Origin of the sequence: Amycolatopsis sp. NPDC102389 (genome assembly GCF_044765885.1) — a bacterium.
GTDB lineage: Bacteria > Actinomycetota > Actinomycetes > Mycobacteriales > Pseudonocardiaceae > Amycolatopsis.
The window spans coordinates 44,799-62,300 of the sequence record NZ_JBIWKX010000005.1; the positions used below are offsets into that span (position 1 = coordinate 44,799).

A 17,502-nucleotide genomic window follows, 5' to 3' on the forward strand; every position below is an offset into this window, starting at 1 on the left:
GTCCTTGCTGGTCGCCCTTGGCTGTACGGCCTGCGGGACCGCAGCTCCCTCCGACGTCCGCCCGTCCGAACCCCGGTCCTCCGCAGAGACTCCGCGGATTCCGGTCAGTTCCGTCGCTCCTCGGCCGCCGCTCCAGACCGTTCCCACCACGGTGATTCCGCTGTCTACTGGCGAAAGCCCCCGCCCGGACGGCGCCGGGATCTTCGCGGATCCCGCGACGGTGAGCGCCGAATGGCTGCGGCAGTGGTGCACACTCGACTGGCGTGAGCCGATGAACGCGAACCTCGATCGCGCGGCGCGATACCAGACTTCGTCCTCGGCCAAGGACGACCGCCGCGAAGGCGACACCGACGACACCTACCGGAGCATGCGGGAACAACAGCTGAGCAGCGGTTGTGACGAAGTGACCGCTATGCCGAGCCCGGAAGCACCACAAAGCGCCGACGTGGCCTATCTGGTGCTTTCCGCCCGCCGCGTCAATTCCGCGGCGGGCGTGGCCTTCGAGGCCGAGCAGGTCCGTTCGGCGCGCCGGGTGCTCCGGCAGACCGACGGGCGCTGGCTGGTCGACACCAGGGTGGAGGCGGGCTGATGCGGATCAGGGCCTTGTTCGCCGTCGTGGTGCTCACGGTGGGCGGCCTGCTGCTGGTGCTGCCGCACCCCGAAGAGGCGGAGGCGTTGACCTGCACCGGTGCGGCTCCTCCGACGGCGGCGCCCGCGCCGGGCGGAACCGCCACTCCGGACCTCGCACTGCCACAGCTCGAAGTCGCCAAGGCCATCGTCGCCACCGCGAAGGGCATGGCGATCACCCGGCGCGGTGTCGTGATCGCCCTGCAGATCGCGAGGCAGGAATCCCGATTCGAAGCCGGCGTGGTCGTCGGCCGGGCGACCGGCGCCTTCCAGCAGATCGCGCCGGGACCGAACAACGCCTACGCCGGTTACGACCGGAAGAACGCGGGCATGGCGGCGAAGGGCTTTTTCACCGTCCTGCTCGCCCGTGTTCCGGGCTACGACACCGACTCCCGTTCGAACGCCGACATCGGCCAGGTCGTCCAGGCCAGTGGCGCCGGAGCGAGCAAGTACGAACCATGGCAGCCACTGGCCGAATCGCTGGCGAACGTGCTCTACGACGGCACGGCCGCGATGACCTGCCAGACCGGCCAAAGTGGACCGACGGCGGTGCGGGCCAACGGCGTCGACGTCGAACTGCCGCCGGGGGCAGGCCTCACCGGGACGGTGAAGGCGCCGACTCCGGAGACGGCGCGAGTACTCGCGGCCGCGCTCTCCTGGCTGGGCACGCCGTACGCCTGGGGCGGCGGGACCGCGGCAGGGCCGTCCCGCGGCATCCGTGACGGCGGTGTCGCCGACGCGAACGGGGATTTCGCCAAGGTCGGTTTCGATTGCAGCGGATTGATGCTCTATTCCTACGCCCAGGTCGGTGTTTCCCTGCCGCGGACCTCGCGCGCGCAGCACGCCGGTGGCGGTGTCGTCGTGCCGTGGGGTTCCGCCCTGCCGGGAGACCTGGTGTTCTACGGCGCCGTCGTGCACCACGTGGCGCTGTTCCTCGGCGTTGTCGACGGCGTCCCGTACATGGTGGAAGCGCCGCAGAGCGGCGATGTCGTCAAGGTCTCCCCGGTACGCACCGGTGGGGACTTCCGGGCGGAAGCCGTCCGGCCCATTCCAGGAGGAGGGGCTGATCAGCATGTCTGAGCACCCGCCGGGCTACGAGGCCGAACAACCCGTCGACCTCAGCAGGCCGGTCACCTACCGGCCGCCCCCGGCCCCGGAGTCGCCCGCGCCCGCCCGCCGCCCGGAGGGGCGTAAGGAAAAGCAGAAGAAAGCGACGGAAGAGGCCGCTCCCGAAGCCGTCTACGGGCTTGTCACGGTCGCCAACGTCCAGCCACGGACTTTCAAGAGCACAGTCGCCAGGAAGCTCTACGCCGGCCTCGAACCCCGCCATGTCAACGTGCGGCTGTGGAACGGTGTCGGCACGATCAGGCTCGACGGCCTGGTCGTCGCGGACATGCCCGCCGATCCGCACGGCACCGACTGGCGACGGCAGAGCTGGACCACCGACCAGCTGGTCCTCCCGGTCCCCGACGACCTCCACGCGGCAAGGGCGGCTTGGTGGATGCTCGATCGGCTGGCGGCCGAAGGCCGTCCGGATCTGGTGAGCACGGCGATCGTCGTCGGCATCCAGACCGGCGCGCACCGGATGCTCGGCCGCAAGATCGCCAAGACCTTCGGGGAACGGACGGCGGAGGTGATCCGCGTCAAGCTGCCCGGCGGGATCGTTCCGGCCGATGACGAAGCACGGTGGGAACCCCTGGTGACCGCGGTGTCTCGCGCGCTGAAACAGCTGTCCTCGCGAAGCCGCCCGGCGATGCTCCCGCCGAGGACTCCGAACCAGGTCGTTCAACTCGACAGCCGACGCCACGGGAAGGCCGCGAACCAATGATTCTCCACTTTCTCGCCCAGTCACCGAATCCCTTCGACGGCGTCGTGCCCAACTTCGACGTCTTCGGTGTCGACTTCAACGCCGCCTGGAAGAAGCTGCTCGGTGGGGCCTGGGGGCTCGCTTTCGTCGTGATCGCGTTCGGCACGATCCGCGCGACGCTGGAATTGCAGTCCGCGAAGCGGCACGGGTACCACACGTCGGTCGCGGAACATTCGGCTTCGCTCAAGCGCTCGGTGATCGGACTCGCCGTGCTGGCGAGCCTGGGTCTGATCTTCGGCGCCATCCTGTCCGTCTTCTGAGAGGCCTGCGATGCCTGGAATCGACGGCCGCGGTCACCTCGCGGAGTTCGTGCCCGACCCGTCGACCCCGCTCGACGACCTCGCGAACTCGGTGCACGCCTCCGCGTTCGATCTCGTCAAGCAGGTGCTGAACGGCTTGGGGGAGCAGGGAAACGTCAATCCCGCCGCACCGGATTTCCTGGCCCAGTACGCCGCAGCGGCCGGTCTCGGGCTGGTGGTCATGGCGTTCGCCGCCATTTTCGCGGTCTTCCACGGACTGCGTCGCGGCGGCCGGGACGATCTGCGCGAATCCCTGTTCAAGTATCTGCCGCTGGCGGTGCTGCTGATCGTCTTCTTCCCCGCGATCGGGGTGCTGGTATCGAACGTCGCGAACGCGGCCACCGAGGGGATCACCGGCTGGGGTGCCGGAACGATCGGCCAGACCGGTGCCCGTGTGGAGAAGCTGGCGGGCATCCCCGCCGACAAGCTGCCGGGTGGCGCGTTCGTGGGCTTGATCGTTTCGATGCTGATCGTCGCCGGCGCGCTCGGGATCTTCCTCATCCTCGCGGTGGAGAAGATCGGCCTGCCGGTCGCCGGGATCATCGCCGGGGTCGGCTGGGGGATGCTGGTACATCCGGTCTGGCGGCCGAAGGCGCTGCGGGTGCCCGGCCTCTGGCTCGGCCTGATCTTCGCGAAGCCACTACTCTTTCTGCTGCTCGCCGCCGCGTTCGGCGCTTTCGGTGCGGCCGGCGGGGATCCGTCGGGCGTACCCGGCCTGATCCAGCTGTGCCTGCTTGCCGTCGCGCTCCTCGTGTCGAGTGTCGCGCCCTTGATGATCCTGCGCAGGCTCCCGGCGACGCGAACCGGCGCGGCGGCCCGGTCGAGCGCGCGGCCTTCGGCTCCGGTCGGCGTTCGCGAATCGGTCGCCGTTTCCCTGGAACGAGGTACGACGATCTCGACGCCGTCGCTCGATCGCGGTCCGGCGCGGACGCATTCCATCGAGCAGGCGTACGAACAACGGCAGCGGGAACGGCAGAGCTCACAGCGTGACCGGGGACAGCCGGCGCAACGGCAGAACGCGCCCGCGCCACCGGGGCACCTCGAAACAGAAACCCACACCGAAAAGATCTCGTCCCCGAACAGGGGGCGTGCCTGATGCGCACTTCGATTCTGGGTGGCGAAGTCGTCGGCCGCGGCCTGCTGGGCAAAGTGGACGGTCGCACCGGCGTCGCCCTCGGCATGGTCGGCTTGCTGGCAGGCTGGCTGTGGCTGGGGATCGGCGGCGTCGCGGGCACCATCGTGGGTATCGCCGTCCTTCTCCTCGGCGTCACCGTCCTGTACCCGTGGAACGGGCAGCGGTCCGTCGCGGCGGGCTGGGCCCGCCGGTGGCGGTTCCTGGTGCGCCGACGTCGCGGGGTCACCGCCTTCACCGCCGAGCCGGGCAGCGAACAGGCGGTCCTGCCACCACCGCTCGGCCGGGTGGCGCCGCTGGACCTGGCCGGGACACCGCACGAGGACATGTTCATCCTGCGGCACTCGAATCCTGGCGAAACCCCGTATCTGTCGGTGGTGATGGAGGTCGACGGGCAGCCGCAAGGGCTGCGCACAGTCGCCGAGTTCGAGTCAGCCTCGGCCCGGTACGGCGTGATGCTGTCCCAGCTGGCCAGGGACGGCTCCTTCCTGCGCGGTCTTCAGCAGATCAACCGGATCCTGCCCCACGACCCCGCGCGCCATCGCGCGTTCGTCGCGGCCAGGGTCTCCGAGCGGCCGGGTATCGAGGCGCTCGTCAAGTCCTATGAGGACCTGATCGACCTCACCGCGCACACTGCCGAACAGCACCGGAACTACCTCGTGGCCCGATTCCCGCTGAACGGCGAGTTCGCCGCCGCCGCCCGCCGGCACGGGCAGGGCGAGACGGGCTGGGCCGGACTGGTGCGCGAGGAACTGGCGAGGCTCGCCGATCTGGTGAGCCGGGCGGATCTGGTGCGGCCCCGTGTACTGGGCGAACAGCGCACCTGCGCGGTCCTGCGGTCGATGCAGGATCCGGCGTTCCCGGTGGATCAACACGAGGGGATCCGCTGGCACAACTGCTGGCAGGACTACCGCTCCGACCGCGGGCACATGACGGTGAACGACCGCTGGCTGCATCGGGTGGCCGTGGTGCCGAGGGACGGTATCGGCGCCGTGCCACTCGGTCCGCATTGGCTCGCGCCGCTGCTGGTCGAAGTCAACCCGGCGGTGATCCGGACGCTCAGCGTGCGGATGGAGTTCGTCCCGGCGCGGATCGCCAGGGCGCGGGCCGTCCGCGACGTCACCGTCGACGGCGCGAGCAGGCACAACGCCGCGGAAAAGGGTCAGGTCGGCGACGGTACCGACGACCTGCTGCTGTCCGCGTCCCGGCGACGGCTCGACGACCTTTCACCCGGCAGCGGTCACCACGGCGTCGACTGGTCCATGGCCCTCTCGGTCACCGCCGCCGACGAGGGTGAGCTGGCCAGGGCGTCCACGCGGGTCGGCAACGCCGCGGCCAATTGCGCGATCGGAAGACTGGAATGGCAGGACACGTGGCACGACGCGGCGGCGATCACCACCTATCCGTTGGCGCGGGGAATGGCGGTACCCAAATGACGGTACGGACGTCGGCGGCCATGCCCGGTGCTCCCGAAGCACGGCAGGTGCCGCCGCCGGTGGCCGAGCCAGGGGCGCGGCGGAAGAAACGCCGCGACGTGCGCCGGACGCGCTGGCTGGACCGGGCGGGCTGGTACGAACCCCGTGAGGCCGGCGCGCGGTCGACGACGCGGCAGGCGGAGGCGCTGAACCTGGCCCTGTCCTCACCGCCGACGACACACCGGGGCCTGATCCTCGGCACCGACAGGCTTTCTGGGCAGTTGGTGTGCCACGACCCCTTCATCGCCTACGACGACAAGCTGGTTTCGGCGCCCAACGTCGCCGTGATCGGCGACGTCGGCAAGGGCAAGAGCTCTCTGCTCAAGACCTGGGGAACGCTCCGCCAGCTGCTGCTGTCCGGACGCCGCGTGGTCGTGCTCGACAAGAAGACCCAAGCGGGACAAGGGGAGTACACCCGGCTCGCCCGCGCTGTCGGCGCTCCGTCGATCCGGTTCGCGGTGGACGGCACCGGGAGCAGGCTGAACCTGCTCGATCCGGTCATCTCGCTGGGCGAGGCGGGCGAACTCGGCAAGCAGGCAGGGCGGCCCACCGGGCAGATGATGCTGCTTCGCGCCGTCCTCGCCGAAGCGCTCGGCCGCGAGGTGAGCGAACGTGAGGGCAAAGCGCTGCGGATCGCCCTGTTTGCCGCGACGAGGGACGCGCGGGAACGCGCCCGCGTCCCGGTGATCGGCGACATCGTCCATCACCTGATCAAACCCGCCGCCGAGGCCGCGAAGAACATCGGCATTCCCGTCGCCGAACTGCGAGAGTGGGGTTTCGACCCGGCCTTCGCGCTGGAGCGGATGATCGAAGAAGACCTCGCCGGTCTGGTGGACGGGGAGACCTCGCCCGACGTGCAGCTCGACCACCCCAGCGGGTTGGTCCACTTCGACATCTCGGCCCTTCCGGTGGAGGGGCCCGCCCTCCGGATCGTCATGACGGTCATCAACACTTGGCAGACGAACATGCTCGCGCAGCGTTCGCAGCGGCTGATGCAGACGGTCAACATCGTCGAGGAAGGCTGGCACGTCGCGGAGGGCGCGCTCGGCAAGGTGTTCCAGCGCAACACGAAACTCGCCCGCGGACTGGGTCTGGCGACGATGGCGGGGTTTCACCACGTATCGGATCTCCCCGCGGAATCGGCCGCCCGCTCGTTGCTGCAGGAAGCCGAGACGGTGTTCATCTTCGGACAGTCCTTGCGTAGCGATGCCCTCGCCTGCGTCGACCTGTACGACCTGCCGGCGGGGACTGAGGACACCATCATGGGACTCGGCCGCGGAACCTTCCTGGCCAAGATCGGCTCCGAGGCGCCGCTGCTGGTCCAGCACATCCGCTCACCGGCCGAGATCCAGCTCACCGAGACCGACGACGCCATGACCGGCAGGAGATAAGGGCCGTGGCTGGGGTTTGTCTTCATGCGGGCGCGCGCGTCAGGGTCGGTTCGTTCGTGGTGGTCACGAGTCTCGTGCCGCTGACCCAGCCGTAAGGCGTTGCGAAAGCCACTTTCGCAACCCCGTTTGCCTGGCGGACAGCGCTGGGTCGAGGGGGCGTTAGTGATAATGACGGTCATTATGGAACCCGAATCGCCACTCACGACCACCGCGAGGCGGACCTTCATGCACTTCGGGCTCGGTGCGGCATCGATATCGGGGGTCGCGGGCACGTTCCGGTTGCCACGTTCATCGTCTCGTACGTGGCGCTCAGGACGCTCGCGGCCATGCTCGACCCGCGGATGGACGAATGCCGATGAACCCAGCTCTTCTCGGCCGCCACGGTCTCTTGTCCGACCGCTGCCGTCGCGAGCCGTCGCGCACGCCGGCCGTTGGCCCATATTTCGATGAGGAAGGTTCGTTCATGATTCTCCGCGATGAATGGATCGCTCTCTCTGGTTGTCCTTTGTGGCCGCGTGCTACGGTCAGTATGCGTTGCGCATTGCCGCATATCGGCCGGTCAGTGTCATACGCGGAAGAACGCTGTTGTTGAATCGTGAGGACTCGCTCTCCGAACTCTGCCGGCAACCTTGACTATCGCAGGAGTAAAATTGACGACCGCTTGTTCACCTCGTGCGGAACGGACCGTTGTGGATGTGGCGAATTCATCGAATAAATCGCGCAATATCGTGGGTAAAATCACTCTGATCATTCGCTTTCTGGGGCAGAAAGAAATTCCATGCGGGCTTGCTGAGATAGCCAGAGGAGTGTGCTTGGCCAAGACAACTGCGCATCGTCTACTGCATACTCTCGAGGCCGAACGAGTGGTCCGCCGCACGACCGCGGGATACGAACTGAGCGATCGCGATTCGACGATGGGTATGGCCGGTGACGGTCACGCGGTCGTGCGCCGTCACGCACTGAAGGGCATGTTGTCCTTGTACGAGTCGACGCACATGCTGGTTCAGTTGATGGTCGTCGAGGACCGTGTAGTCCGCTGTGTCGACCAGTTCGAGCCGCCGGGTGACAGCATGCTCAGCAGGCCGATCGACTTCAGGCGACGGTGGCAGGCGCACCAAGTGGCAGCCGGGCGGGCAGTGCTTTGGAGCAGGCGGCAGGAATCGCCAACCGAGCGTGTCGCCCCCAGGATTGCCTTCGATGACGGTATGACGCACCACAAGCTGTTCACCGCCGCAGTACCCATCATGATCCGCGGAGATCGGCTGGCAGCGATCTCCTTGTCCGGGCCCCGTATGGCGGTATTCCGAGCCGATATACGGGAAAGGATGTCGTCCATCGCCTACCGGTGTGAGCACGAGCGCGGTCGGTGGGTCAGCTGACCCGCGGTTCGGGCGGCTCGCCTGAATGTACGGCCGCCTGGATGGCCGAGACGGGACCGCAGGGCGTCTATTCGGCCGGATGGCTCAACAGTCGAGGCTTCGCCAGGGTTAAAACATGCCTTTTCTGTGCCTCTTTCAGCAAAGTTCTTGCTTCCTTCGTGCGGTCCGGAGAAATTCGTATCAGGCCCGGCTGTCGAGGGCGGATCGCGCACGACGCGGAAGAGGGGAGCCTATGAAGACCAAGGTGGAGCTGCGGCACCTGCGTTACTTCGCCGCAGTGGCGGATACGTGTCATTTCGGCAGGGCGGCCAGGCTTCTGCATATGGCCCAATCCGCGCTCTCCTCCGCGATCCGCCAGCTGGAAGACGAACTCGGCGTGTCGTTGCTGGCGCGCACCACCCGGCAGGTTCGCCTTACCCCGGCGGGCGAGTTCTTCTTGGGGGAAGCGCGACGGATACTCCAGGGGGTGGATCTGGGGATCCGCGGTGTCCGGCTGATCGGGGAAGGCCATCTGGGACTTGTCCGGGTCGGATTCACCGGAGCGTCCACCGTCGCTCATCTTCCGGCCGTCCTACAGGCGATCAAGCGGCGGTTGCCCGAGATCAAAGTGGAGATTCACAACGACCTCTCCACTTCCCTTCAATGTGACAGGCTGCGGGACGGCACTTTGGATATAGGAATCCTGCACGCCCCGCTCACCGGCGACGGACTCGATGCCAAGGTGATCGGGAGCGAGTCGTTGATCGTGGTGGTGCCCGCGGGGCATCGGTTGGCTGGGAAGTCGGTGGTGACGATGGCCGACTTGCGTGACGAAGACTTCGTGACCTGCCGGGAGGTGGATTCGGCGGTCAGTCGCCTTGTGCTGCGAGGATGCCTGGATGCCGGATTCACACCCCGTGAGAGGCATGGGGCGTCCAGTACGGCGACGGTGCTCGCGCTCATCGCCGGCGGACTCGGGATCGGCGTCGTTCCGGCATCGGCGGGGGGTTTGCCGATGCCAGGCATCATCTGCCGGGAACTCACCGGTGTGGCATCCGTTCGGTTGGCCCTGGCCTGGCGGAAGTCACAGGTGGCTCCGATGATGTCCGCTGTTCTCGCGGCACTGGACGAGATCACTTCGGTACCGCGCCCACTCGCGAACGGATAGGTGGGGGCGGGAGGCTTTGGTGGCGAGTGGCACGCCGCCGGCGCGCGACCAGGATCGCGAGGTACAGCAGTGCGGGTGCGGTGACCACCTGAGCCGCCCATAAAAAGGTGTTCCCCATCGAAACCCCGTAGATGAACCACAGGGAAAGCCGGGCCGCGAAAATGGCCACGAAACAGCCCGATATCTCGTTCGAGTTCGAGACGGATCGCAGCCGGAGCACCTGTGGCACCAGTGCGGTCGTCGTCGCCGTGACCGCGACCCAGCCGACTTGCGCCGTCGGGAGCTCGGTCACCTGCGAGGCCAGCGGGAGACCGAGGATCACTGTGATGCCGAGGGCCGCGTCCCGAGAAGACCGGTTGCCGAACCGGACGGTCAGGCAGACGAGGATCAGGACGGGACCGATCGCGGCGATCTGCGCATACTGGAAGGCCTGTGCCTGTCCGAACCTGAGCCCGTAGACGAGCCACAACCCGATTGCGACGCCTTGGATCACGAGAAAGGCGATGCTCAGCTGGTCCGCACTACGAGTCGTGCGAAGAATCCGGAAAATCTGCGGGACAAGCGATCCGGCAGTACTCAGTCCGGCGACATAACCGACGAGATCGATGATCGACATGAGTCCTTTCCTGTGCATGGCTTTTACTGCTCACGGTTCACAGTGCCTCCTCGGGATCACCTTGACAAGGTGATGTTCCGTCGATCAGAACGGAGAAGTTGCTCGCGTTCCGCGCAACGGAATGGGGACTTTCGCCGATTTCCCCGCCATGCGACGCTCAAGTGAACAAAGAGTCGGTACTACGGCGAAAATGGGGGCAAGGTGGACATGGCGAACATTCCTGCGGCGGTAGTCACCGGAGCGACCACGGCGCGTGGCATCGGCCGCGCCATTGCGTCAAGACTCGCCGAGAACGGTCATCCCGTGGCGTTGCTCGGCCGGAATCTGGTCACCGCTCGCGAGTACGCGGCCGAGATATCCGAGAAATACGGAGTTCCCGCCGTTGGCGTGAGCTGCGATGTGACAGACCCGAAGTCGGTCGATGAGGCCGCCGGCGAGGTGGATGAGCGATTAGGGCCGGTCGGCGTCCTGGTCAATAACGCGGGTATCACCGACCCCGGCAGGTTCGTCGATATCGATGTGGCCTCCTGGAACGCCGTCGTCGACGTCAGTGTGGCCGGCACGGTGAACATGATGCAGAGAATGGTTCCTGACATGATGCGACGGAAGGCCGGCCGCATCGTCAACATCACCTCGGTCAGTGCGCAGAATGGCGGAGGTGTGTTCGGCGGCGCCCACTACGCGGCTGCCAAGAGTTCCGTCGCAGGCCTCACTCGTGCGGTCTCGAGAGAATGCGCCCATGCGGGAGTCACCGTCAACGCCGTCGCCCCGGGACTGATCGACACGGATATTCGCGGTGAGGTCGATCCAGCGCTCATAGCCGAGATCGTCAGCGGCATTCCTGTCGGCAGGATAGGAACGGCGGAGGAAGTAGCGGCGACCGTCGCGTTTCTGTGCGGCATCGAGGCCGCGTACATCACCGGCGCGACGATCGACATCAACGGTGGGCTCTACCTGCGCTGACGATGGCCTTCAGTCAGTCGAGAAAGGAAGTCGTGCAAGAATTCAGCTGGACCGCGGTGGAGCAACGAGCCGTCGACACGGCGCGAGTGCTTGCGATGGACGCGGTGAACCGCGCGGGAAGTGGACATCCAGGCACAGCCATGAGCCTGGCTCCGGCGGCCCACTTGTTGTTCCAATCCGTGATGCGACACGATCCTTCACAACCCGATTGGAGTGGGCGCGATCGCTTCGTGCTGTCAGCGGGCCACGCGTGTCTGAGTCAGTACATCCAGCTCTACTTGACAGGATACGGGCTGGAGCTGGCCGACATCGAGGCTTATCGGACCTGGGGGTCCGTCACGCCGGGACACCCCGAGTTCGGGCTGACCGCTGGAATCGAGACCACCAGCGGTCCGCTGGGCCAGGGCGCGGCGACGGCGGTCGGCATGGCCATGGCCGCCCGCTACGAACGCGGCCTGTTCGATCCCGGCGCGGAACCCGGTCAGTCGGTCTTCGACCACACCATCTGGGCGATGGTCTCCGATGGCGACCTACAAGAAGGCGTGTACCTCGAGGCCACTTCGCTCGCGGGCCACCAAAAGCTGGGCAATCTGGTCTTCCTCTACGACGACAACCGGATCTGCAACGACGGTTCGACGCTCGCGGCCTGGTCCGAGAACGTGGTCGCACGGCACGAGGCATGCGGCTGGCACGTGCTGGAAGTCGAGCCGGCTCCGTCCGGAGACATCGCTCCGCAGGAGCTCCTTGCCGCTTTGATCGAGGCCAAGTCCATTCTCGATCGACCGTCGCTCGTCGTTCTCAGAACGACCATCGGCTGGCCCGCTCCTACGGTAGGCGGTACTTCCGTCGCGCACGGCACACCACTGACGACCGAAGAACTGGCGGCGACCAAGCGACTGCTGGGTTTCGACCCCGAACGGTTCTTCGACGTCGATCCAGAGGTGATCGAGTACACGCGGCGAGCGCGGGAACGAGGCCAGGCCCTGAGACAGTCGTGGGAGAAGCGGTTCGAACGGTGGCGCCGAGAGCATCCTCTGCGTGCGGAAGAGTTCGACCGTGTTCAAGCGAAGTCGCTGCCTCCGCACTGGCGCTCCAAAGTGCCGATCTTCCAGCCAGGAGAGTACATCCCCACGCGTGTGGCTTCCGGGCGGGTGCTCACCGCGTTGGGCGGTGTTGTGCCCGAACTGTGGGGTGGTGCCGCGGATGTGGCCGCCTCGATGAACACGACGATCGACGAGAGCTCGCATTTCCTTCCCGAGGGCAACCCGCTTCCCGGGGGTGACAGGTACGGCCGGACGGTCAACTTCGGAGTCCGGGAACACGCGATGGGCGCGATCATGAACGGCGTGACGTTGCACGGAGGAACCAGGATCTACGGTGGCACTTACCTGGTCTTCGCCGACTATATGCAGCCTGCGCTGCGGATGGCGGCGATGATGGGTCTTCCCGTGATCCACCTCTGGTCGCATGATTCGATCGGGGTCGGCGAGAACGGCATGACCCACCAGCCGATCGAGCAACTGGCCGGACTGCGTGCCATGCCGGGGTTCAACGTCGTACGCCCCGCCGACGCCAACGAAACCGCGGTGGTGTGGGAGGAGATCCTGCGCAGGCAATCCGAGCGTCCCGCACCGCACGGCATCGCGCTGACCAGGCAAGCGACGCCGGTGCTGGAGATCAACCCTGATGCGGCACGCGGTGGTTACGTCGTGCACGAGGCCACCGACGACCCGGCGGTCATCCTCATGGCCACGGGATCAGAGGTCCAGATCGCGCTGCGGGCCCAGCAGATCCTGGAAGACGACGGGACCGCGACCCGTGTCGTCTCGATGCCCTGCGTCGAATGGTTCTGCGAACAACCCGCCACCTACCGGGAATCCGTCCTGCCGAGGACGGTTCGAGCCCGTGTCGCGATCGAGGCCGCGGCGTCACTGAGCTGGCACCGATTCGTCGGCGACGCCGGCCGAGTCGTCGGCATCGATCGTTTCGGCGAGTGCGGTCCCTACGAGTTGCTCTACCGGCGCTTCGGTTTGACACCGGAAGCCGTTGTCGCCGGCGCGCGCGAAGCCATCGAAGCCGCCCGCGTCCACACCACGATCTGAACATCATCCGGAGCGGAGTAGGTAATGACGACTGACCCCCTGGAAAAGTCACTGCGTAACCGAGCGGCGGCGGTGATTCCCGGCGGTATGTACGGCCATATGACCCGTGTCTTGCTCAGTGAGGACCATCCGCAGTACGTGACGGAGGCGCACGGCTGCCGGTTCACCGGCGCGGACGGGCGGGAGTATCTCGACCTCATGTGCGGCTGGGGACCGGTGGTTCTCGGCTATGCCCACCCCGCCGTGCGCCGGGCCGCCGACGAACAGACTCGCCTTGGCGACTGTGTCAACGGCGCCGCACCGGTGATGGTGGAACTGGCCGAGCTGCTGGTGGACACGGTGCCCTCCGCGGACTGGGCGATGTTCGCGAAGAACGGCACGGACGCGACGACCACCTGCGTGACGATTGCGCGGGCGGCCACCGGACGTCGCAAGGTGCTGACCGCCCACGGCGCTTATCACGGCGCGGTGCCTTGGTGCACCCCGGGGGCGAGCGGGGTCACCGTGGAGGACCGTGCGCATGTCGACCACTTCGAGTACAACGACATCGCTTCACTGGGAGCCGCGGTGGACCGGGCGGGTGGCGACCTCGCGGCCGTCGTCGTCTGTCCTTTCCGACATGACGTGCGGCGGGATCAAGAGCTGGCCGATCCGGAGTTCGCGCGTGCCGTCCGTGCCCTGTGCAACCGCACGGGCGCGGCGATGATCCTGGACGACGTCCGCTGCGGGTTCCGCCTCAGTCTCGGCGGAAGCTGGGAACCTCTCGGAGTGAGACCGGATCTGGCGGCGTGGTCGAAGGCAATGGCGAACGGCTATGCCCTCGCGGCCGTCACCGGAATCGCTGCTCTCCGCGACGCGGCCTCCGACGTCTACGTGACCGGGTCCTTCTGGTATTCGGCGGTGTCGATGGCGGCTTCCGTCGCCACGTTGACCGAGCTTCGCGAGACCGATGCGCTGGTCAGAATGGACCGGGCGGGACAACGGTTGCGGGACGGGCTTGATGCTCAGGCCAAGCGGCACGGGCTGGAGGTCAACCAGACCGGACCGGTGCAAATGCCCCTGCTGACCTTCGCCGGAGATCCGGAATTCACGGTGGCAACGCGGTGGGCACGTGAGGCGGCGACACGCGGCGTATACCTGCATCCCACGCACAACTGGTTCCTGTCCGCCGCGCACACGGAAAGTGACATCGACGAAATACTCGATCGAACCGAGGATGCGTTCGCCGCTATCGCGCGGTCCGTCGGCGGCCTGTCTCCGAACTAGTATATCGAGCGCAAGTCGAATTATGGCGTGGCGGAGCCGACGGCGGGGGCGGACTCGCCAGGGATCCCCTGGCGCTCCTCGGACTGTCCGCGAGGGACGCTTGACCTGCGAGTGTCCAGTTTGGGTCCTTTGCATGGTTTTGTGAGGGGCGTGAGTGGCGATCAAGAACCTCACCACGCGCCACGCCCGGGCCAGGCCGGCGGTCACTGGAGGCAAGCACGTGAAGCCGATTCAGTCGAGTATCGCCGGCAAGCCGTCAAGGCGTCGCATGAAGGAACCAGGACGCCAGATCAGGTCTTCGGGCGCCGCCATGAGCCGGGTCCGCGGAAATCTGGTGATCAGCATGCGCAGTGCGATCTCGGTTTCCAGCCTGCCCAAGGTGGCGCCGAGACAGCGATGCGCCCCGTGCCCGAACCCCAGATGCCCGCGCGTGTCGCGCTCGATGTCGAAGGTGTTCGGGTCCGGGAACCGGGCTGGGTCGCGATTCGCCGCACCGGGTGAGACGGCGATCATCTCACCGGGCGGGATCGTCACCCCGTCCACTTCGACGGGCTTTTCGCAGAACCGCGGGGGGAGCAGTTTGAACGGTGACTCGTAACGCACGATCTCTTCGACGGCCTGGCCGAACAGTTCCGGCGTGGCGATCAGCTTCTTCACCGCGTCCGGCCGGTCGAGCAGCAAAGCGAGTCCGGTGCCGATGCTGGTCGCCGGTTCCGAGCCGCCGATGAGCAGCACCACGTAGGTGGAGGCCAGTTCGTCGGCGTCCATGGCGCCGTCCGCTTCGTGGATCCGCAGCAGGCGCGTGAAGAGGTCGTCTCCCGGTTCGCGCTTCTTCACTTCGATCATGCGGAGGGCGAGTTCGTGCAGTTGGTGAGCGCCGTTTTCCGCCTCGGCGACACTGTTGCCGGTCAGCATCGACATCTGCCAGCCGGGGAACTCTCCGCGTTCGTGCTCGGGAAGTCCGAGCAGATCGGCCAGCACCGTGGTCACCAGCGGCCGGGCATAGGCGGTGACAAGGTCGACCGGTTCGCCGAGTGGCAGGCGATCCATGAGGGAGGTGGCGGTCCGTTCGATGGCGGGCCGCAGCCGGGCGACACGCGCCGTGCTGAACTCACCGCTCAACTGTGCCCGGAGCCTGCGATGGTCGGGGCCGTCGCGATCGAGCAGGCTGCGCCGCGACCTGTGCGCGAGTTTGGCGCTGTGGTCGGGGCGGAGAATGGACTGCGGGACGACTCTCTTCCGGTGCTGCACGATGTCCTTGCACGCGTCGGGATCGGCGAGGATCTTGCGGACGTCGGCGTACTGGGTGACTGCCCACATCCGGAAACCGTTGACCTGGACGGGTACCGCGGGCGCCGTGTCCCGCAATCCGTCGAACACCGCGTAGGGGCAGGCGGTGTATCGGGGCGTCGCGAGGTATTTCGGTCGGTTCTCGGTCATGACAGCCTCCTGCCGTCAGGTCAGATACTGACTTCCGGATAGCCGCGCCGAGGCTTGGAAACCTCGTCGAGCCTGAGCCGGTGCTCCTCGGGCAGGCAGAGATCCGCGCCGGCCAAAGATTCTTCGAGTTGCTCCGTGGTCCGCGCGCCGACCAGCGGGGCGACCACGCCCGGACGATCACGAACCCACGCCAGTGCCACGGAAACCGGGGTCACTCCCAGTTCGTCGGCGACGGAGGCCACGACCTCGACGATTCCGGCCGCCCGGTCATTGAGATGCCTGCCCACATACCACTTGAAGAACCGGTTCCCGGCCCGCTTCTCCGGTACACCGTGCCGGTATTTCGCGGTCAGCACACCCCTGCCCAAGGGTGCCCACGGGAGGATCCCGAGGCTCTGATGCTTCGCCGCGGGCACGACTTCACGCTCGATGCCTCGCTCGAGGAGCGAATACTCGACCTGGGCGCTGGCCAGCGGCCGGCCGTTCTTGCTTGCCTGCCGGACAGCGGCGACGGCGGTTTGCCAACCCGAGTAATTGCACACACCGGCGAAGCGCGCTTTTCCGGAGGCGATCGCGGTGTCGATGGCCTCGAGGGTCTCGTCGATCGGAACCTTCCTGTCCCACGCGTGCACCTGCCACAGGTCGACGTGATCGGTGCCCAGCCGGGAAAGTGAAGCGTCCAGCGCGCTCAGCAGGTAGCCGCGTGAGGCGTCCGCGAAAGGCTTCCCGTCGACGATGACCGCCGCGGATTTCGTGGTCAGTACGACGGAATCACGCAGCAGGCCCGCACCGAGCATCCGGCCGACGAACCGCTCGGCATGGCCATCGCCGTAGACGTCGGCGGTGTCCAGGAGATTGCCGCCCGCCGCGAGATAGGTGCTCATCTGGCTCGTCGCGACGTCGAAGTCGGTCGTAGTGCCCCAGGTCGACGTACCCAGGCCGAAAGGAGAAACGATCAGGTCGCTTTCGCCGAGTCGGCGTGATTCCTTCATCGTGACGATGCCCTTCGCTCGGAAATTCGCGCATCGAGGTCGTCCTCGGCGTTGATGACGAGTCCAGTCAGGACGTCGGCGTCGCCCCTTGCCAACCGCACCAACGCTTTGACGGCGGTGTCGAGTGGGGTGAAGGCACCCGAGTCGCGGGCTTCGATCGCCCAGCGGCCGATCCGGTCGAGCCAGGGGTCGTCGGTGTTGCCCACGAACCGCATGCCCTCGCGGGTCAGCCCGGCGTCGACGATGCCGGGGTTGTAGCTGAGCACGGTGACACCGGTGGACCGCAGTTCGGCCGCCAGGTTCTCGGAAAGCTTGAGCAGGGCCGCCTTGGACACCGAATAGGCGGTGGCGTACGGCCAGCGTTTGATTCCGGCCGGGCTGACGAGATTGATGATCCTGCCGCGGCCTGCCGGGATCATCACCGCCAGCGCGGCCTGAGCGGTGACCAGCGGACCGGCGACGTTGACCTGCTGGGTGCGCCACCAGGCGTCGAAGTCGACGTCGGCGGTCGGTCCGACCGGGCCGGGATCGACGGCGTTGTTCACGAGCACGTCCAGCCGTCCGGTGATGGCCATGATCCGCGTGACGACGTCCTTCATCGCGCCGCCGTCGACGACGTCGGCGCGCATGGCCTCGACGAGGATCCCGTCAGCGGTCAGCTTTTCGGTGGTTTCTTCCAGTGCCGCGACATCCCGCCCGGTGATGAAGACCCGCGCGCCCGCTTGTCCCAGTGCCTCGGCGAACGCACGACCCAAGCCCTTCCCGCCACCGGTGACGAGAACCGTCGAATCCCGCATGAGGTATCA

At 66.8% G+C, this 17,502-nt stretch carries 16 protein-coding genes; 12 read left to right on the forward strand and 4 right to left on the reverse strand.

Annotation, left to right across the window (positions count from 1 at the left end):
• The first annotated feature begins 151 nt into the window (after positions 1–151).
• From ACIRGA_RS06725 to ACIRGA_RS06765, 9 genes are all read left to right on the forward strand, one after another.
• Positions 152–589, forward strand: coding sequence for a hypothetical protein (locus tag ACIRGA_RS06725; RefSeq protein WP_400937395.1), 438 nt, complete (start codon positions 152–154; stop codon positions 587–589).
• Positions 589–1,707 (forward strand): C40 family peptidase, encoded by a 1,119-nt coding sequence (locus ACIRGA_RS06730; protein WP_400937397.1) that lies wholly within the window; start codon positions 589–591, stop codon positions 1,705–1,707. The genes ACIRGA_RS06725 and ACIRGA_RS06730 overlap by 1 nt, the downstream gene beginning before the upstream one ends.
• Positions 1,700–2,455, forward strand: a complete 756-nt coding sequence (locus ACIRGA_RS06735) for a hypothetical protein (RefSeq protein ID WP_400937399.1) — start codon at positions 1,700–1,702, stop codon at positions 2,453–2,455. The genes ACIRGA_RS06730 and ACIRGA_RS06735 overlap by 8 nt, the downstream gene beginning before the upstream one ends.
• The gene (locus ACIRGA_RS06740) at positions 2,452–2,754 is read left to right on the forward strand and encodes a hypothetical protein (RefSeq protein WP_400937402.1); all 303 of its coding nucleotides are present in this window, start codon (positions 2,452–2,454) and stop codon (positions 2,752–2,754) included. Before ACIRGA_RS06735 ends, ACIRGA_RS06740 begins: the two co-directional genes overlap by 4 nt.
• 10 nt (positions 2,755–2,764) lie before the next feature.
• A complete protein-coding gene (locus ACIRGA_RS06745) occupies positions 2,765–3,889 on the forward strand; it encodes a hypothetical protein (protein WP_400937405.1) in 1,125 nt (374 codons plus the stop codon).
• Positions 3,889–5,361: an SCO6880 family protein gene (locus tag ACIRGA_RS06750; protein WP_400937408.1), complete on the forward strand. Its 1,473-nt coding sequence runs from the start codon at positions 3,889–3,891 to the stop codon at positions 5,359–5,361. Before ACIRGA_RS06745 ends, ACIRGA_RS06750 begins: the two co-directional genes overlap by 1 nt.
• Positions 5,358–6,791 carry an ATP/GTP-binding protein gene (locus tag ACIRGA_RS06755; RefSeq protein WP_400937410.1) on the forward strand — a complete coding sequence of 478 codons (1,434 nt, stop codon included), beginning with the start codon at positions 5,358–5,360 and terminating at the stop codon, positions 6,789–6,791. The genes ACIRGA_RS06750 and ACIRGA_RS06755 overlap by 4 nt, the downstream gene beginning before the upstream one ends.
• A 728-nt stretch (positions 6,792–7,519) precedes the next feature.
• Positions 7,520–8,170, forward strand: a complete 651-nt coding sequence (locus tag ACIRGA_RS06760; RefSeq protein ID WP_400937750.1) for a helix-turn-helix domain-containing protein — start codon at positions 7,520–7,522, stop codon at positions 8,168–8,170.
• A 232-nt stretch (positions 8,171–8,402) separates the two neighbouring features.
• The gene (locus tag ACIRGA_RS06765) at positions 8,403–9,317 is read left to right on the forward strand and encodes a LysR substrate-binding domain-containing protein (protein ID WP_007035048.1); all 915 of its coding nucleotides are present in this window, start codon (positions 8,403–8,405) and stop codon (positions 9,315–9,317) included.
• On the opposite strand, the gene ACIRGA_RS06770 is transcribed toward ACIRGA_RS06765, so the two are convergent.
• Complete coding sequence (locus ACIRGA_RS06770; protein ID WP_400937412.1) at positions 9,283–9,933, reverse strand: PQ-loop domain-containing transporter; 651 nt, start codon at positions 9,931–9,933, stop codon at positions 9,283–9,285. The genes ACIRGA_RS06765 and ACIRGA_RS06770 overlap by 35 nt on opposite strands.
• A gap of 207 nt (positions 9,934–10,140) precedes the next feature.
• Between ACIRGA_RS06770 and ACIRGA_RS06775 the strand changes: the two genes are divergently transcribed.
• The 3 genes from ACIRGA_RS06775 to ACIRGA_RS06785 are packed head-to-tail and all read left to right on the forward strand — an operon-like array spanning position 10,141 to position 14,264.
• Positions 10,141–10,896: an SDR family NAD(P)-dependent oxidoreductase gene (locus ACIRGA_RS06775; protein ID WP_400937415.1), complete on the forward strand. Its 756-nt coding sequence runs from the start codon at positions 10,141–10,143 to the stop codon at positions 10,894–10,896.
• Between the two features lie 2 nt (positions 10,897–10,898).
• A complete protein-coding gene (gene tkt, locus ACIRGA_RS06780; RefSeq protein ID WP_400937418.1) occupies positions 10,899–12,998 on the forward strand; it encodes a transketolase in 2,100 nt (699 codons plus the stop codon).
• Between the two features lie 24 nt (positions 12,999–13,022).
• Entirely contained in the window at positions 13,023–14,264 is a 1,242-nt protein-coding gene (locus ACIRGA_RS06785; protein ID WP_400937420.1) for an aminotransferase class III-fold pyridoxal phosphate-dependent enzyme, read from the forward strand.
• A gap of 231 nt (positions 14,265–14,495) precedes the next feature.
• Here the strand turns inward: ACIRGA_RS06785 and ACIRGA_RS06790 are convergent, their stop codons facing one another.
• Genes ACIRGA_RS06790 through ACIRGA_RS06800 form a run of 3 tightly spaced genes read right to left on the reverse strand, consistent with a single transcriptional unit; the run spans position 14,496 to position 17,493 of the window.
• On the reverse strand, positions 14,496–15,704 hold the full coding sequence (locus ACIRGA_RS06790; protein ID WP_400937423.1) for a cytochrome P450: 1,209 nt from the start codon (positions 15,702–15,704) through the stop codon (positions 14,496–14,498).
• A gap of 20 nt (positions 15,705–15,724) precedes the next feature.
• On the reverse strand, positions 15,725–16,696 hold the full coding sequence (locus tag ACIRGA_RS06795) for an aldo/keto reductase (RefSeq protein WP_400937425.1): 972 nt from the start codon (positions 16,694–16,696) through the stop codon (positions 15,725–15,727).
• Positions 16,693–17,493 (reverse strand): SDR family NAD(P)-dependent oxidoreductase, encoded by an 801-nt coding sequence (locus ACIRGA_RS06800; RefSeq protein WP_400937426.1) that lies wholly within the window; start codon positions 17,491–17,493, stop codon positions 16,693–16,695. Before ACIRGA_RS06800 ends, ACIRGA_RS06795 begins: the two co-directional genes overlap by 4 nt.
• Positions 17,494–17,502: the final 9 nt, after the last annotated feature.